A 22,586-nucleotide genomic window follows, 5' to 3' on the forward strand; every position below is an offset into this window, starting at 1 on the left:
GCATGCCCTCTGATCAGGATCATCTACTCTGGAATCACTCGAAACTACAGATAATTCGGCCACCGCGTTGTCGCAGTTCCTGACAGCGAACTGTCAGGAGAAACGAAGCGGTTACAATCCGAGCATCATAGCCCAGTACATATAGGTGGGTTTGCTTTCGGGCGTGGCCCAGGCAAGGCCATAATGCTCGAAAGTCGGATCGAGCATGTTCTTGCGATGGCCTGGCGATTTCATCCACGCGTCGAAGACAGCCTGTGTATCACGCTGTCCCGATGCCACGTTTTCTGCTGCGGGACCGCGGATACCCGCTTGGCGCAGTCGCGCGACAAAACCATTACCCCAACCGACACTGTGACCGATCTTTCCATAACTCGCCATACGCCGGGCCTGATAAAGCGCAGCCTGTTCCAGCTTGGAATCCGTCGCCATCAATGGCAATCCGTTTGCCTTGCGAATAGCGTTGAAAATCGGGGTGGGGTCGTTATCTCCAGCAGCCAATGCTCTATTCAAAGGCATCGCCGACACCGCCAACGCTCCTCCAGCGATGACCAGAAAGCCCCGCCGGGTCAGTGTTAATCCTTGTTCTTGCTGCATTGCCTGCCTGAGCTGTCCAATTACCGAACCAAGAGCATTTCCAGCAAAAGTGTGAAACGGTTTTGCGTAGGACAATGCGATGAAACAAACTGCTAGAGCGGTTCCGACGATTAAAATAGGAACCGCTCGAGTTCATTTCCGATAGCTGAGGATACGGAGCAAAATAAAGGCAGGGATAACGACTGCCGCACCAAGGATGAAATAATCGACGAAGCCTGCAATTGCCGAAAAGCCCATATTCCAAAGGCGCAGGAAGAAATCGCGGATGCCATAGAAAATATCATAGGGCGTCCAGTGAAACGCGCTCATAACCACGCCGACGACCAGCGAAATCAGCACCAGCTTGATCAGGATACGAGCGGGCGTATCGCCAAGAAAACGGTTTACACCATCCGACATGCAAATCTCCTGTGTGTCTGTATGCCAAGGCGTTGCGATGCGAACGCATCACGCCTTGAAAAAGTTCAATCACCACTCGGGCTTAACCAAAACCCTCGGGCTTTGGTATTATTCGCCAGAGCGGCAGATTCATGGCGCAAGAAATAGGCTGTCCGCGCAGCCTTCGCAAGTTTTGTGCTTGCCTATCGCTGTTTGCGGTAATCGCGCGGTGCCTTCTGTTTTTGTCGTGTGAATGAGCGGTTCATGCTCCGCGTATCGGTGAAGCCGCTTGCAACAGCCACTTCCAGCAGCGACAGGCCTGTTTCAGACAAGAGTTCCTTGGCCTTTTTGACCCGAAGCTCCTCGCGAACCTCGAATGCCGTTCGTTCGAGGGCGAGCCTGAAACCACGCTCCATCTGACGAACGGAAATTCCCAGCCGACGCGCGACGTCGATCATCGGTACAGGGTCTTCCAGCGTTTCTTCGAAAATCCGGATTGCCTTGCGGATCATCGGCGAGCGCACGCCATTGAAGCTCAGGGCGGGCTGCTCGGAACGCACAAGCTCATAGGGGATCATAAGAATGGATGCGCTCTTGCGCGCCAGTTCCTCGGAAATCTCGTTCTGTATGATGGAAAGCGCCAGCGATGCCGTACCTAACCCGCCCGCACAGGTGAAATGCCTTCCGCTACGATGAAACAGGCTGGTCGTATCGGCACTATAACCGTCGAAAAGCTCCAGGAAGTCGTCGCGATGGAACCAGCTCACACAGCAATTGCGATCCGGCAGAAGATCGGCTTCCGCCAGCAGAAAGGCAGCCGTGCAAAGGCCAACCACGGTCTTCCCGCGTCGATCGGCGCGCTTGATAAGATCGACCAATGCCTGTTGTCGTGGCCGATATTGCGCGAGCAATCCACCCACAACTGCGACGTAATCACAATCGTCGAGTTCACCAATAGGAGCGGTTGGCTCGATCACCATACCGGAACTGGATGTGACAGGATCTCCTGAGAGCGTACAGATTTTCCACGCGCAGCGTATCTGACGGCTCTTGTCGCGATCATCCGCAGCAAGGCGAAAAGGATCGAGGAAAAGGCTAAGCGCACTCAGCGTAAAGCCCGGTAGCGCAACAATACCAACCGATAGCCTGCGTTGCGTGACATCTGTCGCCGCTTGCAGCTTCTTGACCTGATCCCGTTCAATTCCATTGGTCACTTAGGTCGCTCTCCTCCACCCTAAACTATATCTGCTTGGAGGAGGCTGATATAGTCAACGAAAATGCTTGGAAAGCTTCAACTGCTGTGCCTGATAGTTGGAACCGAGATCAACACCATAAAGCGCAGATGGGCGATGCAGCATATGCTCATACACCAGACGCCCGACGATCTGCCCATGCTCCAGAATGAACGGAACCTCATGGCTGCGAACTTCCAGAACGGCACGGCTACCGGTTCCTCCCGCAGCGCTATGCCCGAAGCCCGGATCGAAGAAGCCTGCGTAGTGGACCCGGAATTCGCCAACCAATGGATCGAACGGTGTCATTTCAGCCGCGTAAAGCGGCGGAACATGCACGGCCTCACGTGACACGAGGATATAAAATTCATCCGGATCAAGCACGAGTTCACGCGCTCCCCGGTCATGGATCGGCTCCCAGAAATCAAGAATGTCGTGCGCGGCGCGCTTGTCCACATCGACCACGGCCGTATGGTGCTTGCCACGGTAGCCGATCAGCCTGTCAGGACCGCCCGAAAGATCAACCGAAAGCGCGATGCCGCCGCCGGAGATATTCGGCATCTCGGCCGCAACCAGCGTTTCGGCATTGTGCAGTGCAGCGAGTTCAGCCTCGTCAAGCTGGGCACGCCCCTTGCGGAAGCGTATCTGCGATAAGCGCGACCCCGTACGCACGACGATTGGGAATGTGCGCGGGCTGACTTCCAGATAAAGCGGGCCATTATATCCGGCAGGCACCTTGTCGAATTCCTGCGCCCCGTCCGCAATGACGCGGGTGAAGATATCCAGACGGCCCGTTGAACTTTTCGGATTTGCGGAGGCAGAAAGGTCGGGCGAAAGGGCCAGGCTTTCGAGGAGCGGAACAATATAAACGCAGCCCGTTTCCAGAACCGCACCGGCGGTCAGGTCGATCTCGTGCAGCTTCAGACGTTCCAGCTTATCGAGCACCGGCGTGCCCGGACCCGGCATGAAGGAGGCGCGGACACGATAAGCTTTTGCACCAAGCCTCAGATCGAGGCTTGCAGGCTGTATCTGATCGGGATCAAGGGGGCGTGTAGACGCCAGCAAACCGCTTTCAAACAGTGCGGAAATATCCGCATCCGCCAGAATTCCAGCATCTTTCTGCATCATCAACCCGATACTCCGTAGCCTAGAGCGCCGTGCGTCTATTTGGATGCACAAAGGTCGCCCTAACTTTTTGAATCTACGCATCGCGCTTTCCAAAAATCGATTCCGATTTTTGGGCCGCTGCTGTCGCATTGCTTGACAAAGACCATTGACCGGTCGCAGCGTCAATGCCAACCCTTGGAGCAGCTTGAAACCAGGTTTTCCGCAGGAATCCGAGCATTGTCGAGACGTACGGGATGTAGTTTTCCCGAAACGAGACGGTTTCGGCATTGACGGCTCTACTCAACAGGCATAATGGAAAAGTGTTCCGTGGTGATTTGGCCGGCCGGCTTGCAGCCACGTTAAAGAATTCGCTAAAAAAGGCCGCGGTTCGTTACCGGCCTTTTGCGTTTTCGCAAGGCCGGTTTTTTATTGGCCGCCGAGGCTCGACTACCCTGCCCCGGCCGACCAGCTTTCGACAGGTTGGAAAAATGACGACTGAGAATACCCGCAAGTTTCGCCCTGCAACTGAACTCGTGCATGCCGGATCGCTGCGTTCCGGATTTGCCGAAATGTCGGAAGCTATGTTTCTGACACAGGGCTTCCTTTATCCCAATGCCGAAGCCGCCGAAGCGCGCTTCAAGGGTGAGGATCCGGGTTTCATCTATTCGCGTTATGCCAACCCGACCACCGACATGTTCGAAAAGCGCATGTGTGCACTGGAAGGCGCTGAAGAAGCACGCGCCACCGCATCCGGCATGGCGGCGGTCGCAGCCGCCATCCTGTGTCAGGTGCAAGCGGGCGACCATGTGATTTCCGCCCGTGCCGTCTTCGGTTCCTGTCGCTACATCGTTGAGACGGTTTTGCCGAAGTATGGCGTTGAGATTTCGATCATCGACGGCTCCGATATTGAAAACTGGAAAGCGGCCGTTCGCCCGAACACCAAGGTCATGTTCCTTGAAAGCCCGTCCAATCCGACGCTCGAAGTCATCGACATTGCTGCCGTTGCGCAGGTCGCCAATGAAGCACGCGCCAAGCTGATCGTCGACAATGTTTTTGCCACGCCGCTTTTCCAAAAGCCTCTGGAGCTCGGTGCCCATATCGTCGTTTATTCTGCAACCAAACATATCGATGGTCAGGGACGCTGCCTTGGGGGCGTCGTCCTTTCTGATCGCGAATGGATTGAAAACACCCTGCAAGATTACTTCCGTCATACAGGTCCGGGCCTCAGCCCGTTCAATGCGTGGATCATGCTGAAGGGTCTTGAAACGCTGTCCGTACGCGTACGCCAGCAAACGCTGTCCGCAACTGCGGTTGCCGACTTCCTCGCTGGCAAGCCAGGCGTGAAGCGCGTGATCTATCCGGGACGGGCAGATCATCCGCAAGCCGACGTTATCGCCAAGCAGATGACGGGCGGTTCGACACTCATTGCGCTGGAACTGGAAGGCGGCAAGGAGGCTGCATTCAAGTTCCAGAATGCTTTGCAGGTTTTCAGCATCTCCAACAATCTGGGTGACGCAAAAAGCCTTATTACCCACCCGGCAACCACCACGCACAAGAATCTTAGCGACGAGGCAAAGGCTGAACTCGGCATCTCGGACGGTCTGCTGCGAATCTCGCTCGGCCTTGAAGATACCGACGATCTCGTGGAAGACGTCGAAGCAGCCTTGAAGGTCGCTCGCTAAACTCTTGCTTCCCGATATTGTGGCTTTTAGGCTGCAAACCGAGGTTCAAACGATGCAATTGCCGGAACATTCCGGCAATTGCCGCATATTTGCCGACCCGGATTGTTGACCTCCCCCGCAACTTTAGCGATAGGTGGGGTGAATAACGGCGTCCATGAACAGAACCGACGAACCGTTGAGTAAAAAGCATCTTTGCGATCCAGCTTCGCCAGATTGCAGGTGCCAAGGCTGATGCGAATGTAGGGCGGGTGTGCATGTACAGAGCGGTAACGCGGGGGATCGAAGTTTCGGTCGAACCTTTCTATCTGGAAGACCAGTCCGAACCCGACGAAAACCGTTATGTCTGGGGCTATCGCATAACCATTGCCAACAATTCCGCAGAAACCGTGCAGTTGCGTTCGCGTTACTGGCAGATTACCGATGCGAATGGGTATGTCGAGGAAGTACGCGGACCAGGCGTGGTTGGCGAACAGCCAACCCTCGAACCAGGCGATTCATTTCAGTATTCATCCGGCTGCCCACTGACGACAACTTCTGGCGTTATGGTGGGGTGCTATCAGATGCAGGGTTCTGGCGGCAGCCTGTTCGACGTGGACATCCCCGCTTTCTCGCTCGATATTCCCGAACAAAGACGCACTTTGAATTAGAGCATTTCCAGCAAAAGTGCGAAGCGGTTTTGCGTCGGATAATGCGTGAAAACAAATAGATAGAGCGCATCCCGAAAAGGATGAAACGGCTTTCGAAACGAGATGCACGTTCAAACAAACCGTTGGAACGCCGATCTGATTCAATCAGACCAAACACGCTCCAAGTTAAGTCCACATAGAAATGGCTCGCCACCAGCGGTAACAAGCCATTTTCTTAGCTGCAACAACGTCTAAGACTTTTGCACGAACTCTGCCGGATCAAACTCATAGTGTTTCGAACAGAATTCACAGGTCACCGAAATTTTGCCGTTGTCCGCGCTTTCCGCAATTTCCTCGGCTGTAAAGCCTGACAAAACACCGGAAATTTTTTCCCGTGAGCACGAGCACTCGTCCAGTACGGGCACAGACTCGAACACACGTACGCCACGTTCATGGAACAGGCGATAAAGCAGCCGCTCAGAGCCGACTTGCGGGTCTGTCAGTTCCGAACTTTCAATCGTCCCGACAAGCGAGCGAGCTTCATCCCACGCGTCATCTTCCGGATGGTAGGCGACTTCGGCTTCATCCTCGTCTCCTCCCGGCAGATCAGGAATGCGAGCGCGCAGTTCGGATTCCGGCAGGAATTGAATGATCAGTCCACCGGCTCGCCACTGCTCGACAGGTTTTCCGTCCACGCCACGCTCGACAAGTTTGGCGACACTCAGCTTCAGGTCGGTCGGAATCTGTTCCGACTGACGGAAATAGGTCGTGGCGATTTCTTCCAATGTCGAACCGTCCAGTGCAACAATACCCTGATAGCGCTGGGTATAAGTGCCCTGATCCACCGTGAAGGCGAGCGTGCCGCGTCCGAGCAACTCCTCGGGCTTCGTCTTGCCGGCCGCAATCGCATCCTTCAAGCGCTCCTCATCGAAACGTGCATAGGCACGCACCGAACGCGGGGTGCGGAAATCAACCACCAGCATGTCGACCGGACCATCGGACTGCGTCTGGAAGATGAACTTGCCTTCGAATTTGAGCGAAGTGCCGAGCAGCACGGTTAATACAGTTGCCTCCGCCAGCAAGCGGGCAACTTCTTCCGGATAATTATGGCGTTTCAGAATGCCGTCGATGCTCGTGCCAAGCTGAACCGCGCGACCACGTACGTCGAGTCCTTCCACCTGAAAGGGCACAACGGCGTCATCGCCTGCGAAGTCGAAATCGTCCAGGTTGACCTGAATGTTCTCGACTTCGGTATGCTCATTGCTGGTGTTATCAGCCAAATTATGCTCCTTGCAGGCACCAGGCCAGAATGGCTTTCTGGGCGTGGAGCCTGTTTTCCGCTTCATCGAATACGACCGATTGCGGTCCATCGATCACTTCATCCGTCACTTCCTCGCCGCGATGGGCAGGCAGGCAGTGCATGAAAAGCGCCTTTGGATCAGCTTTTGCCATCAGTCGCGCATTGACCTGATAGGGCATGAAAACGTTGTGGCCACGAGCATAATCTTCCTGCCCCATCGAAACCCACGTATCGGTCACAATGCAATCCGCACCGTTTGCTGCGCTTTCCGGATCGATGGTGGACATGATGCTCGCGCCGTTCGCTTTCGCCCAATCGATATATTGCGACTTGGGTTCACTGCCTTCCGGCGTTGCGATATTGACGTTGAAATCAAAACGCGCCGCAGCTTCGACCAATGAGTGGAGGACATTGTTGCCATCCCCCATCCAGGCAAAGGTCTTGCCTTTGATCGGGCCGCGATGTTCCTCATATGTAAGAACGTCAGCCATGATTTGACAAGGGTGCGTATCATCCGTCAGTGCATTAATGACAGGCACGGTCGCATATTCGGCAAGTTCCAGCATACGCTCATGCGACGTGGTGCGGATCATGATCGCATCGACATAGCGCGACAGGACCTTCGCCGTGTCCGCAATGGTTTCGCTACGCCCGAGCTGCATTTCAGAACCCGTCAGCATGATAGTCTCGCCGCCGAGCTGGCGCATACCGACATCGAACGACACGCGCGTACGCGTGGAAGGCTTTTCGAAGATCATCGCAAGCACCTTGCCTGCGAAGGGGCTTTCTATGTCTCCCGCCTTGAGGCGCGCTTTGCGAGCCTTGGCGTCTTCCATGATTGCGCGAAGCTCCGACGCCGGAACAGCGGAGAGGTCGATAAAGTGTTTGATCCGGTTATCGTTAGCCATGATATCACGCCGTCTTGCTGATCGGATTTGCAGTTGCGAGCCGTTCGACCGCTGTTTCGATGCGCTTCAGCGCTTCGCGTGCTTCTTCCGGTGTCGTCACCAGCGGCGGAAGCAAGCGAACGACATTGTCACCCGCGCCAACACTCAAGAAGTGCTCATCGCGAAGGGCCTGAATGAGGCTGGTATTCGGTACCACGCATTTGATGCCGATAAGCAGACCACGACCACGGATTTCGGAAACGATGTTCGGATAGCGATCGATGATTGAGGCAAGCCCCTGCTTCATGACCAGAGCGGTTGACTGAACATTTTCGAGGAAACCATCGGCCAAAACAACATCAAGCACCGCATTGCCGACAGCCATGGCCAGCGGATTGCCGCCATAGGTCGTGCCGTGAACGCCCGCGGTCATGCCCTTGGCAGCTTCAGCGGTTGCGAGGCAGGCGCCCATTGGGAAACCGCCGCCGATACCTTTGGCGACAGCCATGATGTCCGGTCGAATGCCAGCCCATTCGTGGGCAAACAGCTTGCCGGTGCGGCCAACGCCGGTCTGCACTTCGTCCAGGATCAACAGAAGGCCTTTATCGTCGCAAATCTGGCGCAGCATGCGCATGAATTCTTCTGGGAAACCGCGCAGACCGCCTTCGCCCTGCACGGGTTCGAGCAGGATCGCTGCGGTTTCATCGGTAATAGCGGCGCGCAATGCCGCTTCATCACCGAATGGGACCTGATCGAAACCATCGACCTTCGGGCCAAAGCCTTCGAGATACTTGGCCTGACCACCAGCGGCAATCGTGGCCAGCGTGCGACCATGGAATGCGCCTTCAAAGGTCACAATGCGAAAACGTTCCGGGTGACCGCTCACATATTGATAACGGCGCGCGGTCTTGATTGCACATTCGAGAGCTTCGGCTCCGGAATTCGTGAAGAAGACCTTGTCGGCGAAGGTGTTTTCGACAAGGCGCTGCCCAAGTTTTTCCTGCGCTGGAATTTCATAGACATTCGACAGATGCCACAGCTTTTCTGCCTGGGTTTTTAGCGTCTCCACCAGATGCGGATGCGAATGACCAAGCGAGTTCACAGCGATACCGGCGGCAAAATCGAGATAACGTTCGCCGTCTTCGGTAATAAGCCAGATGCCCTCACCTCGCTCGAAGCGCAGAGCCGCACGATTATAGGTGTCGTAAAGCGGTTGCACGGTCGTAGCGTCGGTCATAACGTCAGGCCTCCAAAGCCCTTTTTGCAGCCTGCACGATCGAACCGGCAAAGCTGTGTTTCCCATATTCAGTCCTCGGGCGCCCGAACAGGCTCTCACCTTTCGAAAGTCACCCAATATTCCATCCCTAGCTGCCGCTATATAATATTGAGACATATGAGGAATGGACCAGATAGCTTCACGCTCCTCGCCTGAGCCTCCGGCAGAAATAAAAAACCGCCCCCAGGGCGGCATATTTATCTCGCGCGTATATTGGCGTTCATGGAAAAAATGTCAATCAAAGCAAGTAAGGTTTGGCGGCCATCTTTCAGCATGAGTTGATGCATTTTCGCAACCTCGCATCATTCTCCGACCAGAGATGACTTTACGTGGACATCGACACTATATAGATAGAGGCCTTTCCTCGGTTGAGACCGCCAGACGGCTTGTCCACTCCGCGAGCTTGCATTGCTCCATCCTGAAACAGTCCGGGTTTTCAGTTCGGGGTATTTGCGTGCAAAATTTCGGCGCTGGATCAAAGAAAAACCGTCTTTAGCACCCAAGTTGGGGAAAACCATAAAAATGGAATCTGCCTGACAAGGCTATCCCTTGTCATGGAGTCGTTGAATACTGTAGTTTCTTTTTAAAGATCAAAGCTACATTTCGTGCGGCAGACCTAGTCACCCGGATAGATATGGTGTTTGCGCTTGGAGCAATCCGAGAGCACTGGCGGATTCCGGATAACGAAATTGATTGGAGCCCAGGGCGATGAACTGGACAGACGAACGCGTCGAACTACTGAAGAAACTGTGGAGCGAAGGCTTGAGCGCAAGCCAGATCGCAGCGCAGCTTGGCGGCGTGAGCCGCAATGCAGTGATCGGCAAAGTGCACCGTTTGAAGCTTTCGGGCCGTGGCAAAACCACGACTGCTGCTCCACGCAGCAAGAAAGTCAACACGGTTGCCGCAGCGCCGCGTCCTGCAGCACAACATTCAACCGGCGTGCATACGACGACAATGCGCACAGCTACAGTTACCAAGACGGTTGGCGCCACCGCGCTTCAAGTGGACTACGCCGTAGACGTTGTTGCGGAAACTGTGGTCAAGCCTGCCTCCGATGTGGTGGTGCCAATTTCGCGCCGTCTCTCGCTGCTGCAGTTGAGCGAACGCACCTGCAAATGGCCAATCGGCGACCCACTGAATGAAGACTTTCATTTCTGCGGTCATGAATCCGGTGAATCGAGCCCTTATTGCAGCTATCATTCGCGTATGGCCTTCCAGCCAACCGGAGAGCGCCGCCGGGCTCGTTAAAACGAGTATTAGATTTGAGATATCTGGCCCCGGAGCGAGAGCTTTCGGGGCCATTGTTTTTAGAGCATAATCCGACCGGAGTGAAACGAGGATCGATAAGATTATGCTTGAAATAGAAGAAGTTAGAGCGCCGATCTGATCCAATCAGATCGGCGCTCTAATAGACCAAATTTCTATTTCAGAATGGATGTATAGACTTCCAGCGTGCGATCAGCGATGCCATTCCAACTGTAATCCCGCGCAATCCAGTCGATCATTGCTTGCGACTGTTCACCGGTCAGGGGCTTATCGATCTTCTGCCGTAACGCATTCTTCAACGCATCGACATTGCCGAGAGGGAAATAACTCTCCTCCGGAAGCCCTACTTCGACATTGGCAGTAATATCGCTCGCAAGCACGTTCAAGCCATATCCCATTGCCTCGAGAAGCGCGATTGGCATACCCTCATGGCTGGAAGGCAGAACGAACAATGCCGCCTGGCTGAACAAGGCTGACAGTTCCCCTCCCTGAAGCGCACCCGTCAGCACAACACCTGGCACAGTCTCGGCTTTTGCACGAACGGCTCCGGCATATTCAGCCGTATATTCCGCCGAACCAATCAGAGCCAGTTTCAGAGAAGGATCGGATAGTTTTGCGAAGGCTTCGATGAGATCGAGCTGACGTTTTTCTGGAACGATACGGGCCACCAGAGCAATGTAGCGGCCTGAGTTCAAACCGTACTTTTCCAACCATACCTTGTCCCCGCAGGCAGGACGAAGCGTAACACCATTCGGGATGAAAGTGATCGGGACGTTGTAATGCTGTTGCATGGTTTGTGCGATGTCGTTGGACACGGCGATACGCGCATTGGCAAAACGCATACCGCACCATTCGCCAAGCTTCAGCATCGTGCGTGCAAGCCGCCCCCACTTCTGACGATTATAGTCAAAACCGTGATGCGTCACGACCGTGCGCAACCCCAGCAGTCGTGCCAGTGGAACAGCCAGAGCCGGGCCGATTGCATGAATGTGCACAACATCCGGACGTTTGAAGCCCGCCCGCAACACGCCCAGCACCGTGTGAACAATCGCTTCGAATTTCATGGAGGTCGGCGCCCAGATCGGCGTCACCTGTACGCCCTCCCAGACATAAGGTTGCTTCTTTTCCAGATAAGGACGGCGCCCAATGACTTCGACATCCCAGCCCTTCGTCACAAAGAGCCGCGCAAGCTCCTCGACGTGTTTTTCCACTCCGCCTTGAACATTCGGAATACCGCGCAAGCCCAGCATCAAGACGCGAGGCCGTTTATCTTCTCGGACCATCAAAGCGCCCCCAACTCGGCATAAAGCTCCAGGGTCCGGTTTCTGTACGCCTGCGGCGAGAATTCGTTGCCGGCCCAGACCCGGCCCACATTTCCCATCTTACGTCGTGCCTGCGGTGTTAATTCCGCAAAATTACCAAGAACACGGGCGAGATCGCTGACGTTGCCGGTATGTGAGACCATCCCGGTCTCGCCTTCGATAATCATTTCAGGAATTCCGCCAATGTCGGCGCCAATCACCGGCACTCCAAGCGCATAGGCTTCCAGAATGCTGATCGGGGCATTCTCATACCACTCGGACGGCAAAACGAGCGCCTTCGCTTCTCCGATGAGACGATGCAGGCGTTCTCCCGAGACATAGCCAGCGAAAGTGACATCGCCACCCGTCTCACTCGCGAGCGCCTTCAATGACTGTTCTTCAGGCCCGGTGCCCGCAATGACGAGTTTCTGGCCCGCACTGGCCGCGGCGCGAATGAGAGTACCGATCCCCTTTTCAGGCGCCAGTCTTCCGACATAGGCGAAATAATCGCCCTCGTCCGCATAGGGCTTCAGATCGTCCGTATGGGCGAAATTGGGAATGTAGACCAACTTTTCCTGCGGCCAGCCCCATTCAGCGAGTTTGGCAATATAGAACCGGCTGGGCACGACAATCCGGTCAAGCGTATTGCGGTAAAGGCCGAGCATGCGATGGATCGCTGTTTCAACGAGAACCAGCCCGCTCAACGTTGTGGAATCTTTTATGCATTTATGAAGCGCCACATTATAGATGCGTCCGCCCTTGCAGCGTTCGCAGATCTGGTTGTGTGACAGCATCTTATAGGCCGGGCAGGCCAGCTTCAGGTCATGCGCCGTCATAACCGTCGGGACACCCGCTTCCTTCAGAACCGGGAAAATCGACGGCGACAAATGGTGATAGATATTGTGCGCATGTGCGACATTCGGACGAAAGCGTTCGATCAACGCCTTGATGCGGTCGCGCGCTTCCCATGAATAGATGATCTTGCCTGCCTGCACGACTTTGGTAAGCGGGCTGCTTTCCCGGCCATACTCGATTTCTGAAACGAAATAGGAAGACCAGTCGGAGGCAAAATTGTCTGGATGCTGCATGGCAAAAGGGGCCGTTTGCCAGCCGATTTCAGAAAACAGTTTGATATGGTCGAGAAAAATAGTTTCGGCGCCACCGCGGCGATAAAAATAATTGTTGATCGCCAGCAGGCGATGTTCCTTATCATTTACATGCGTCAAGCAGCACCTCGTTGTGCGCCAAGGCGCGCCAATGCCTCGCGAACAGAAAGAACAGTCGCTCCGCTTCTCATCGCGTGAGATACGAGGCGTTCAAATGTTTCAGGTTTGCACCCGAATTCGGTCGGCTTATCGCTGACATCGTGCGTGTAGAAGACGAGCCAGCCGGGATTGGCATCCAGATCGTCGATCCAACGGGTCTGGCGGATGGCCTCATCATCAGGCTGTCTAATTTCGACTGCCTGCACAAAAGCCAGATCAATCATGCCGCGATTGATCCGGTTACCACCGCCACGACATGTTGCGAAACGATCGGCAAAAAGCCGACGCGACATGACGGACGAGGCGCAATAGGGATATGCAAAGCTGCGCGGTTCGGCGCGATCAGGCTCGAACGCATCGAGATAGGCTGTGTTGCGATCAAGATCGGAAGCTATTTCACGTGCTCCGGCGTAGGGGACTTTGAGATGGTTATAGGTATGACAGCCCAATTCATGTCCACGCTCGACTAGCTTGCGACATCCTTCCTGCGTGATCAGGTTCCGTTTGGTCTCTTTTGTGCCGACCAGATTTCCTGCAATATAAAAGGTGCCGTGAACCCCATGCTTGTCAAGAATAGCGGCCCCGGCGCTCTCTGCCGTATCGGGCACGTCGTCGAACGTAAAAGTGATGATCCGCTCATTTTTCGGCAGGCAGAATGGACGCAATGGGAACCGACGACTGATACTGTCGTTCAGCCGAATGGCATACCATTCCAGGCGACTGCGCGCCCGCTCGAGACTATCCATTTCCATCATTGCCCCAGCTCCCCCAAAAGCCGTTTCAGACGAGCCTCGCCTTTGCCTGCAAGCGCAATCCGAAGACAGCAACCATAATACAGAACCACAATGCCCCACCGTTCTGAAAGAACGTACTTTCCATACAAGACATATATAATCCGTAAAGCCAAAGGCGAATATAAAGGAGCGTTAATATAGGGTCGTTATCTGTGCTTTCCGCTTCCTTAATGTATCGCAGCGGCAAGACCGTTATCCAGATAAGCGTCAGAATTAAACCAATAACACCTGCATTGATCATCATATCCAGAAAAGAATTATGCGCATTGAAGGCTGCAACAGCCCAACTGGCACCGCCCCCGCCGGCATAGACCATTTCAGGGGTTTTCCAGAACGAGTCCAGACCATAACCAAATATCGGTTTGGCCGAGATAGCAGCGAATGCGAGTTTCCAGATATCGGATCGATTTGTAAAGCTGGCATCAACGCCCAGGCTTTGAACAAGCTCACGCAAGGGATCGAAGACCGCCGCACCGACGGCAACAACGTTGAAGGCAACAATCCCGCCGATCGAAATAAAAACCCGCGTCCATTTCATCCTCACAAAGACCAGCGACATCAGGACAATGAAGGGCAACATGGCCGTCGACGTCTTGCCGCCTGTATGCAGAACGAAAAACACGCAAAGGGCGACGATAAGCAGACCGGTTTTCGGCAAACCGGCTTTCCAGATATAAAGCCCGAAAAAGCTCATCAGCACCAGCGATGCAGCGGCAGCATTTTTGTGCGGATAGTGACCGCGCCACGAGCCAGCCAGCATAGGTTCGATGACTTCGGTCGCTTGATGAATCGCACGTTGCGGCATGAAGATTATGCCAAAATAGGCAAATGCCAGCGTTATCAATGAACCAATTGCCAGCAACCGCGCCATCTGGCGTTCAGATTGTGGCAATATAAGAAAAATGCTCGCATTCAAAGCGGTCAGGATAGACAAGACGACTTTCTTGCTGGCAATCATGGGATGAGCCGACAGCAAGGCGGTCGCGAACAGCCAAAAGAAAATCAGACCAATCAAAAGGCGCGGTTGCATGACGGCGTTGCGCATGGAACTGCTTAGCGCACAAACCAGAAAGCTGCCCGTAAGGAACACGGTGACCAACTGGTTCAACGAACTGGATGCTGCGGCTGTAGCCGTCACACCGGTAACAGTGCCGAGATCCGGATAGGGGCTCGTGCCTATCCAGACGAACAAGAACATGCAGAGAAAGAGTGCAGCCCCGATCGCCGACGAGACTCGCGGCTGCGTCTCCGCACGGTAATGTACCGATAACTCAGCCAAGTCAGACCAGATCCTCTCGGTTTCGACGCCACGCACCAAGATAGCCCAAACCGAGTGCAAGAACCACGCCGAGCCCCATCCCGGCAATGCCACCCCCAGCACCGAGCACCATGGTCTTGGGCGGCCAGCTACGGCTGATGGGAGGAATGGCGGTTGAAATGATCCGAATGTTGGTCGCATCAAGTTGCTGGCGCTGGCTCGTTTCCGTCGACCGGGTCAGGAATGTATTATAGATCGATACTTTAGCGGCCATGTCACGTTCGAGGTCCGAAAGCTGGACTTGCGCATCATTGTCGAGTGCGACGGCCGAACGCGCGGAAGCTGCCTGCGCATTGAGAGCTGCGACGACGGCATTTGCCTGATCAAGGTCAACTTTGGCAGATTGCAAGATACGTGCCCGCTCCTGCGTCATCTGCTGTTCCAGACCGGCAAGCTGACGTTCCGTGTTTATCAGTTCTGGATAACGTGGCCCGTAAGTCATGGCGAGAGCATCGTAACGCTGTTTCAGCGATGCATATTGTCCACGCAAATTTGTCATTGTGGGCGACTGCAACGTGCTTGCCGGACTAACCGCACTGCCCGTATCTTTTGTCAGTTCCTCATAGCGCGTGCTTGCATCAGCGACGCGCGCTTTGGCATCGACAAGCTTGGAGTTGATCTGCGTCATCGACTGGGTACTGACGAGTTCTCCACCCGATGTTTGCAGACCGTGCGCCCTGCGGAACGCCGCGACTTTCTCTTCCGCCTCGGTTGCTGCTTTCTGCAGCGAGGACAGCCGTTCTGACAAGGCGGCCGCCGCGCGCCCTGCCCCATCGGCATCCGCTTGTGCGACTTCTTCCTGGAAAGCATTCGCCAGAGAATCCGCGACCCGCACGGATTTCTCCGGATTTTCCGTCCAGACCGCAATCGTAACCAGATAGGACCGTTCAGGCCGCGCAACGTTGATCCGTTGCGAAAGTGCGCGAACCGCAGTCAGCGTATCATCTTTTGGACCCGCCGGTTTGCTGAGGCCCAGCATAGCCCGTAGATCGAACGTCGGCGGTGGAGGAACAAACTCCTCATCTTCGTTCAGTTTCAAGTCCGACACGACCCGCCGGAGTACATTGCCGGAAGTCAGGATGCGCATCTTGCTTTCGATGTCGAGAATCTGGCTATCGGCTTGCAGGCTCTGAGCATAGACATCGTTGGGCAGCAACTGGAGCCCAGACGGCGGAACCAGCAAATCCGTATAGGCTGCGTATCTCGGCTTTGCCGTCATGCCGTAAGCGAGTCCCGCCAAGCCACCTAATATTGCCAGTGCCGCAATCAAAATCCACCGGGCGCGCATCCAGGCAAGCGCCTCGAACAGGTCGAGTTCAGGCAGCATCAATCCCTTGTTTGCAGGAGTGATAGTCTCAGTCAGCTTTTCTTCTTCGCGGACGATATGCGTCTCGCGCCTGACTGCACGCAACCGGTCATCGACAGAGGCCAGATTTTCACTGCCGGTCTCCGTTACCTGTGCTTTCGAAGCGAGGTCGCGCAAGGTGTACATTAGTCGCCCCTAAAGTTCACTCAATAGCGCAAACACGGCGCTACTGTTTTCATTAGACTTAAAGATTAAAAAATTCGGTTAATGAAAGGCAATCCCATGCAAGAGTGTCACTAAAATGCAAATGGTGATCATTTAGTCCTATAGATCCTCATAAAATTCGGCCGACATGCTTGGCACCTCATGTTTTTCGGGATTAAGAGAAAATGGAGCATATGTCTCACAACCAAAAACTTTACGAAAAATAATCCGGTTCGCTGCCATAACCTTTTCTTGAAATTCGAGCGCGTCTTTATTCTCCCAGAAGCACGCTGGGCCAAAGCGGCCTGAACATTTGGTATGAAAACTTGAAACGCCATTGGTCGACATTACTGTCCTACGCAGCTTCTAGCGGCAGCCTTTTCGCGGCAAACATCGCGCAACTTTTTACATTTGCTATTCTGGCGCGATATCTCGGCTCCCACGAATTCGGCTTGTTCGTGACAGTGATGGCGGTGACCAGCATCGCCACTTTCATCTGTGGCCTTGGTGGAGCGGAATGCCTTGTACGCCGTGTAGCGCAGAACCGGGCGATCTATCCGGCCATGCTCGGTCACAATCTCATTCTTATCGGAATAACCGGCATAGTCCTGGTCGCCGCCGGGATGCTGATTTTGCCGTTCTGGCTGAGCAGCTCTCCCGAATTTTCGGGGAATCTGGTTGGGCTTTTCCTGCTGCTTGTCACAAATATTGTGCTGGTTCGCCTTATCCTGCTGGTCGAGCAGATCTATATCGCGCACACCGACTTCATATCGGCCAATCTCTCCGTTGTTGGATTTGCCGTAGCCCGCACGATTGCCGCCGCAATCGCCTGCCTTGTATTCGGCGTCTCCACCGTTGTCGGGTGGGCTTACTGGCAGTTTGGGGTTCATGTGCTGGTCGCCGTCATCTATACCTTGTTTTTGCGCAGGCTGGGTCGACCGCAATACACAATCGTGCGCGACGAACTGCGGCTCGGTGTGATGTTTGCATCGCAGTTCATCTTCAAGGCAGTCCGCCAGAATGCCGACCTCCTGCTTCTCGGCACATTGGTGCCACCAAGCATAGTCGGCAGTTATGGCGTCACCCGCCGCATCATCGACAGCAGCACCTTGACTGTCGAGGCGATGAACCGTCTTGTCTATCCTCATCTGGCGCGCGCCAGCGCTAATGGCATCCATCATGCCCTGCCGATAACAATGCGCTTGCTCGGGGCAGCATTTGCCATCGGCATATTCACCTCGCTGGCTGTATTTATTATTGCGCCTTACCTGCCATATCTGTTCGGGAGTGAGTACGACACGCTGGTTTCATTCTGCCGCACGCTTTGCTGGATCACGGTGTTTGTTGCCTTGTGGTCGATAGCTGTCGATCTGCTGGGCGCAGCGAGCCAGCATAGCTATCGCACTGCGGTCCTGAACACAGGCAATATCCTCGGCGCGCCACTTTTGGCACTGGCCACCTGGTATGCGCCGATCACAGGAACTTTCGCGGCTATTTACGTAATTGAAATCAGTATTGTGTTGGCATCCTGGGGATGCGTTATCTACCTCGTTCGCCGGAGTCGTGACGCAGAAGAGAAAAAGGGCGGTTTCAAGCAAGCGGGGGCTTAGATGGTGCATATCTCGACACCAGCAAATGGCAGCAAATCACGGCGTGTTCGCGCGATGGACACCGATGATATTCCAGCCGTCCGCACCCTGTTTCAGCGAGTTTTCCGCCCACGATCGAAATCGTGTAACGAAAATTTCGATCTATACTTTCGGAACTTCTTTTTTGAGAACCCCTATTACGACCCCGCGATCGGCAGCGTCGTGCACGAGGACGACCACGGCGAAATCGATAGCGCCCTCTCGGTCCTCCCGATCCCCTACAAGGTCAATGGCCAAACGGTCATGGGGCGACTGTTATGCGCTTTCATGATGAAACCCGAGATGTCGCCCCGTGGCGCGGCCGAACTGACCCTAACTTTGCGCCCAAGTGACAAGATACTCAACTTCAGCGACAGCGCGGCGCCCGTGAGCCTCAGACATTTCGAAGCGATCGGAGGGGTAACGCTCAGCACGCACGGGCTTGGATGGACCCGCGTGTTCCAGGCTGCAAGCTATGTGGCCAGTTACCTTGCCGAACGGCGTCCAATCCTTGACGGGTGGGCGACAAGTTCGGTTGGCAAGATGCTTAACCCGCTCTTCCCGATCCCCCCGATCAAGAAAGCCGCCAAGTCCCCAGCGAGTGTGAAGGAAATAGCGCAGGATGAGGCAATCTCGCTCGTTCCCGGCTTGATCGAGAGCTATTCGGCCCATCCGGCCTGGACGGAAAGCGACATCAACTGGTTGTTTCAGATGGCATTCGACAATCAGGCTGCTGGCACCTTGCGCCTCTGTGCAATCAACGACCATACCGGTAGTCCGAGCGGCTTTTTCTGTTACTACAGCCGCTCCAATGGCATGGCCGAAGTTTTGAACGTCATCGCAAAAGCCGGGACGGAAAAACATGCCGTCGATGCGATGCTGCTCTACTTGCAGGAAGAGGGGCATATTGCTGCGCAAGGCCGAGTTGACCCGCGTTATCTCAATGCGCTCTCGCAGCACTCGATCATGTTCTTCCGTCTGAAAGCCAATGTCTGTGTGGTCACAGCGAGCACGGATATGCTGAACGCGGTACAGCGCAATGACATCTTTATTGGCGGATTGGCTGGCGAAAGCTGGAGCAGGCTTTCGACGGACTTTTATTGAACTTCGAGCTTTCGCTCTAGAAGGAAGAAAGTCGTCGGCCCCTCCTTGCCCGCTCCGTTGTCCAGCCGGAAAGCAGCGGGACCTGATCCTGACGCTATTTTTTCATGAACCTCGCCATCAAGACCGACCGGCGAGAGCGTCCACGAAACCGTATTTCCTGCCAGTTTCACATCCACCCGATTGCGCAGCAACGTGACTGGCAGTTGCCCCCAATCCTCTATGATTTTCTCTGCCTTGTCGCGGAAACGCATATCAGTATTGCGAGCATCGCTGGCGAAAATTATCAGCAGCTTTTCGCTGTCCTTCAGCGGCTTTTCATCAATTGCCGAAACAGCAAACAAACCTCTTTCCTCGGCATTACCGAGGGATAACTCACTCAAAGTCAGGCGATCTTTCAGTTCGGCAAAGGCGATGGCCTCGGTCTTAGATGTAACGACGTGCATCCGCAGCTTGTTACGATCGAGTCGGATTTGACCGGTAGCACTTTCAAACAAGCCCTGCGAAGGACTGGTTGCGTTATCATCCGCAAGAAGTCCTGCTGCCTTCAAGCGCTGCAGCACGTTGTCGAGTGACACGTTCCGGTAGTCAACCGCGACCTTTTTCTGCAAGCCTTGCGGCCATGCCAGTTCTTTTGTGGCAAGACCAATCCCGCCAAGAAGTGCTAGCGGTTTCAACCGGGCCGGTTCTCGAAGTTCGAGCGATTCACCAAGGCTCGTCTCCCCTTGCATCGTTAATGGCACATCGAAAGCTGCGGTTTCGATGTCTCCCCGGCGAAACAGGAGCGCTGCCAGTGTTTCGCCGGCACGCGCAACAGGATCTACCGCGAAAGTGTACGGCACGATACGCTGACGAAAAGGAGCTGCCTCGTCAAATGCAAGCGTTAGCGGCCCCTGCCCATGACGGCAGATACCGTCCCAACCTTGCAATGCGGCATAGGCCGGAAACACCAGACCCGCCTCATACCGATAACGGTTCCAAAACAGATGCTCATACTCGGTCACAAGAAAGGGTCGGCCGATCCAGCGCCCGGCAGCGATCTCACTGACATAGGCAGCAGCGTCGGCAATCGAACTCGTATGCTTGATTTCCGTACCAGGACTGAGGGTTCCGATCCAGTCATGATAGGTGTTGGCGGCCACTACTTTCTGAGGCTGTCGCGAAAGGGCGGTCTGGACCGTGAACCAGTTGTTATAAGGGGCGATCAGACCACGATAGCCGAGATCGCGCAGCGCCTGCTCCATCCGTTGCGCCAGCAAACGTTCACTTTCGACGAGAAAGGCTTGAAAGTCGTGGAGCCGCCTTCCACCACTGCTGCGGCTTTCGGGCAAATGGATGGTTTGCTGCTCCAGATTTTCGCCGGATGCCAAACCACCCCATGCTCTCGACAAGGCAGCGGTGTCGGCATAGCGCTTTGTGAGAAATGCATTGAATGCTGGACGATAACCTGGCCAGAATGTGGTCCCGTCGTCATTTTCATGCACGAAGCTCGTAAACTCGATGCCGTTCTCGTTGAACGGAATGACCAGAGTGAGTGCGGGGTCCTCAAGAGGTGAAAGGCCGGTATAGGGATTAACAGTGGTGTAGACTTCTTTCTGGAAGCGCAGCCAATGTTCGAATGCTTCATTTTCGACATAGGCCCGGCGTTTCAGATTACCCCCTGGACCCCAGCGATTAGTGTCCTTTCCGCCCAAAGCGCCGCTTTCGGAAGTAAGTCCGTCAATGATCCAGTAAATGCCCTCACGTTTGAGCGCCGCCATCAGGTAGCGCATCCGGTCGAGAGCTTCGGGGCGAAAATCGAAATCGCCCGCCTGTCCAAGCATCAGATCGGCATCAACAAAATGAAACCGGGCTATATTGTAGCCGTGCAGGCGAAGCTGTTGGACATAACGATCGATGAAGGCATGGTCCACGATGCCTGAAGATGGAGGCCCCCAGCCAATCGCCGCACACTGTAGTCGCATTGCTTGGTCCGGCTTGTCAGCCTGTGCGAAATGCCCTGCAGTATTGGCGATCAAACGATTTTTTTCTTCAATCGGCGTATTTGCCAGAAATCTCGAAAAATCCAGCGGGCTTCCCGCAGAAATTTCGAGATTTTTTTCAGTGACCGGAAGCCATTCTTCAGCATCGGCACCGGGCATAGCGAGGCCTATAAGCGAAGCAGATATGGCCAGCCGCAGGATTTTCATCAAGGTTCTCTTATAACCTTGCTTTCGATCCAATCCGTTGGTTTGCGGCGGGGCTGAAAAAAGCCAAGCGGTAGTGCTGCTGCATGAAAGATCCATGCGACCACCGCATAGACACCCAGTTCGATACTACGAGACCGAACAGACATCGCCACGAACGGAGCCGCAGCAATCATGGCCGCGATCAGAATTGCCAGCGGCCATCCTGGTACAAAAACAAGAGCTACTATGATCGCCAGCCACCAAAAATAGACCGCCCCCCAAAGCCGGAGTTCCGGCAGCTCACGGAACAAGTTTTTCTGATGCGGCTGGCCAATTGCGGCACGCAACACTTCACCAGTTCCACGCAGATATTTGCTTTTCCAGCGTCGGACCAAAAGCTTGTAGGCATTCATCGTATAGCCAAAATGCTGCACGAAAGGGCGATCCAATCGGTAGAGCTTCCAGCCATTGCTGCGTAGACGAACACCCGCGTCAAACTCTTCGTGACCATGAAGATTGCGATCCGAGAAATATCCCGCCTGCTCGATCGCGCTGCGTCTGTAAAGCCCGCCGCCGTTCATGCGATCAACATCGCCTACGCGCGCTTCCGGTGAATGACGCTTCGCACGACGCTGGAACTCCAGACTTTCCAGAATCTGGTCCACGACATGGCCGGTCACACCGCCCACGTCAGGATGTTTGCCGAGATAATCGAGGGCTGTCGGCAGGAAATCCGGCTCGAGTATCATGTCGCCATCAATCAGGCAGATATAGGGCTGCGTCGAATACTGGAAGCCGAGCTGCGGGCCGAGACCACAGCTAGCCTGCGCAGGAGGCTCGATCTGCACAATTTTGATCGGATAGGATCGTGCGATCTCTATCGTGCGATCGGTCGATCCACTATCCGCTACAATTACTTCCACCTTCCCGCCAGGCAGAGCTTTCAAGGCGCTTTCCACAGCCTCGGCGATGCGCTTTTCCTCATTCAAAGTTTTGATGATAATCGAAATAGACATCGTTGCCCTATTTGAGAGAAAGCATGTGCAAAGCAATCTAATGGCTCAGGCCAGTCAAGCCAGCATTTCATAGTTTCCTTTGGTTTCAAATCTACTAAACACTTCAACTATAAAATGAGATTCGGCAGGCTCACGTC

The 22,586-nt window shown here is 54.6% G+C and carries 19 protein-coding genes and 1 riboswitch; of the genes, 5 read left to right on the plus strand and 14 right to left on the minus strand.

Annotation, left to right across the window (positions count from 1 at the left end):
• Positions 1-111: 111 nt before the first annotated feature.
• From FIB18_RS07870 to FIB18_RS07885, 4 genes are all read right to left on the minus strand, one after another.
• Complete coding sequence (locus tag FIB18_RS07870) at positions 112-594, minus strand: CAP domain-containing protein (protein ID WP_140020168.1); 483 nt, start codon at positions 592-594, stop codon at positions 112-114.
• Positions 595-726: 132 nt separating this feature from the next.
• Positions 727-993 (minus strand): DUF6460 domain-containing protein, encoded by a 267-nt coding sequence (locus FIB18_RS07875; RefSeq protein ID WP_105543134.1) that lies wholly within the window; start codon positions 991-993, stop codon positions 727-729.
• A 182-nt stretch (positions 994-1,175) separates the two neighbouring features.
• Positions 1,176-2,186, minus strand: a complete 1,011-nt coding sequence (locus tag FIB18_RS07880; protein ID WP_140020169.1) for a GlxA family transcriptional regulator — start codon at positions 2,184-2,186, stop codon at positions 1,176-1,178.
• Positions 2,187-2,240: 54 nt separating this feature from the next.
• Entirely contained in the window at positions 2,241-3,332 is a 1,092-nt protein-coding gene (locus tag FIB18_RS07885; RefSeq protein WP_140020170.1) for a 2'-deoxycytidine 5'-triphosphate deaminase, read from the minus strand.
• A gap of 296 nt (positions 3,333-3,628) precedes the next feature.
• A riboswitch (SAM riboswitch) is annotated at positions 3,629-3,708 on the plus strand.
• A gap of 91 nt (positions 3,709-3,799) precedes the next feature.
• Between FIB18_RS07885 and FIB18_RS07890 the strand changes: the two genes are divergently transcribed.
• Complete coding sequence (locus tag FIB18_RS07890) at positions 3,800-4,993, plus strand: O-succinylhomoserine sulfhydrylase (protein ID WP_140020171.1); 1,194 nt, start codon at positions 3,800-3,802, stop codon at positions 4,991-4,993.
• A 254-nt stretch (positions 4,994-5,247) separates the two neighbouring features.
• Positions 5,248-5,640, plus strand: coding sequence for a Co2+/Mg2+ efflux protein ApaG (gene apaG / locus FIB18_RS07895; protein WP_140020172.1), 393 nt, complete (start codon positions 5,248-5,250; stop codon positions 5,638-5,640).
• Positions 5,641-5,870: 230 nt separating this feature from the next.
• Here the strand turns inward: apaG and FIB18_RS07900 are convergent, their stop codons facing one another.
• Genes FIB18_RS07900 through FIB18_RS07910 form a run of 3 tightly spaced genes read right to left on the minus strand, consistent with a single transcriptional unit; the run spans position 5,871 to position 9,043 of the window.
• On the minus strand, positions 5,871-6,899 hold the full coding sequence (locus tag FIB18_RS07900; protein ID WP_140020173.1) for an Hsp33 family molecular chaperone: 1,029 nt from the start codon (positions 6,897-6,899) through the stop codon (positions 5,871-5,873).
• A gap of 1 nt (position 6,900) precedes the next feature.
• Positions 6,901-7,827 carry an ornithine carbamoyltransferase gene (argF, locus tag FIB18_RS07905; protein ID WP_140020174.1) on the minus strand — a complete coding sequence of 309 codons (927 nt, stop codon included), beginning with the start codon at positions 7,825-7,827 and terminating at the stop codon, positions 6,901-6,903.
• A 4-nt stretch (positions 7,828-7,831) separates the two neighbouring features.
• The gene (locus tag FIB18_RS07910; RefSeq protein ID WP_140020175.1) at positions 7,832-9,043 is read right to left on the minus strand and encodes an aspartate aminotransferase family protein; all 1,212 of its coding nucleotides are present in this window, start codon (positions 9,041-9,043) and stop codon (positions 7,832-7,834) included.
• A gap of 747 nt (positions 9,044-9,790) precedes the next feature.
• On the opposite strand from FIB18_RS07910, the gene FIB18_RS07915 reads away from it, so the two are divergent.
• On the plus strand, positions 9,791-10,330 hold the full coding sequence (locus FIB18_RS07915; RefSeq protein WP_140020176.1) for a GcrA family cell cycle regulator: 540 nt from the start codon (positions 9,791-9,793) through the stop codon (positions 10,328-10,330).
• A 173-nt stretch (positions 10,331-10,503) separates the two neighbouring features.
• On the opposite strand, the gene FIB18_RS07920 is transcribed toward FIB18_RS07915, so the two are convergent.
• Genes FIB18_RS07920 through FIB18_RS07940 form a run of 5 tightly spaced genes read right to left on the minus strand, consistent with a single transcriptional unit; the run spans position 10,504 to position 16,518 of the window.
• A complete protein-coding gene (locus FIB18_RS07920) occupies positions 10,504-11,631 on the minus strand; it encodes a glycosyltransferase family 4 protein (RefSeq protein ID WP_140020177.1) in 1,128 nt (375 codons plus the stop codon).
• Complete coding sequence (locus FIB18_RS07925; protein WP_140020178.1) at positions 11,631-12,875, minus strand: glycosyltransferase family 4 protein; 1,245 nt, start codon at positions 12,873-12,875, stop codon at positions 11,631-11,633. The genes FIB18_RS07920 and FIB18_RS07925 overlap by 1 nt, the downstream gene beginning before the upstream one ends.
• Positions 12,872-13,669: a polysaccharide deacetylase family protein gene (locus tag FIB18_RS07930; protein ID WP_140020179.1), complete on the minus strand. Its 798-nt coding sequence runs from the start codon at positions 13,667-13,669 to the stop codon at positions 12,872-12,874. The genes FIB18_RS07925 and FIB18_RS07930 overlap by 4 nt, the downstream gene beginning before the upstream one ends.
• 25 nt (positions 13,670-13,694) lie before the next feature.
• A complete protein-coding gene (locus FIB18_RS07935) occupies positions 13,695-15,023 on the minus strand; it encodes an O-antigen ligase family protein (protein WP_235894857.1) in 1,329 nt (442 codons plus the stop codon).
• Positions 14,989-16,518, minus strand: a complete 1,530-nt coding sequence (locus FIB18_RS07940) for a GumC family protein (protein WP_140020180.1) — start codon at positions 16,516-16,518, stop codon at positions 14,989-14,991. The genes FIB18_RS07935 and FIB18_RS07940 overlap by 35 nt, the downstream gene beginning before the upstream one ends.
• 344 nt (positions 16,519-16,862) lie before the next feature.
• On the opposite strand from FIB18_RS07940, the gene FIB18_RS07945 reads away from it, so the two are divergent.
• Both FIB18_RS07945 and FIB18_RS07950 read left to right on the plus strand, forming a co-directional pair.
• Entirely contained in the window at positions 16,863-18,146 is a 1,284-nt protein-coding gene (locus tag FIB18_RS07945) for a lipopolysaccharide biosynthesis protein (RefSeq protein ID WP_140020181.1), read from the plus strand.
• Between the two features lie 201 nt (positions 18,147-18,347).
• A complete protein-coding gene (locus FIB18_RS07950) occupies positions 18,348-19,268 on the plus strand; it encodes a hypothetical protein (RefSeq protein ID WP_235894858.1) in 921 nt (306 codons plus the stop codon).
• Here FIB18_RS07950 and FIB18_RS07955 read toward each other — a convergent pair.
• Together FIB18_RS07955 and FIB18_RS07960 are read right to left on the minus strand one after the other, a co-directional pair.
• The gene (locus FIB18_RS07955) at positions 19,262-21,454 is read right to left on the minus strand and encodes a glycoside hydrolase (RefSeq protein WP_140020183.1); all 2,193 of its coding nucleotides are present in this window, start codon (positions 21,452-21,454) and stop codon (positions 19,262-19,264) included. The two genes, FIB18_RS07950 and FIB18_RS07955, sit on opposite strands and share 7 nt — an antisense overlap.
• Positions 21,454-22,449, minus strand: a complete 996-nt coding sequence (locus FIB18_RS07960) for a glycosyltransferase (protein ID WP_140020184.1) — start codon at positions 22,447-22,449, stop codon at positions 21,454-21,456. Before FIB18_RS07960 ends, FIB18_RS07955 begins: the two co-directional genes overlap by 1 nt.
• Positions 22,450-22,586: the final 137 nt, after the last annotated feature.

The sequence above is a fragment of the Brucella pecoris genome, assembly GCF_006376675.1.
GTDB lineage: Bacteria > Pseudomonadota > Alphaproteobacteria > Rhizobiales > Rhizobiaceae > Brucella > Brucella pecoris.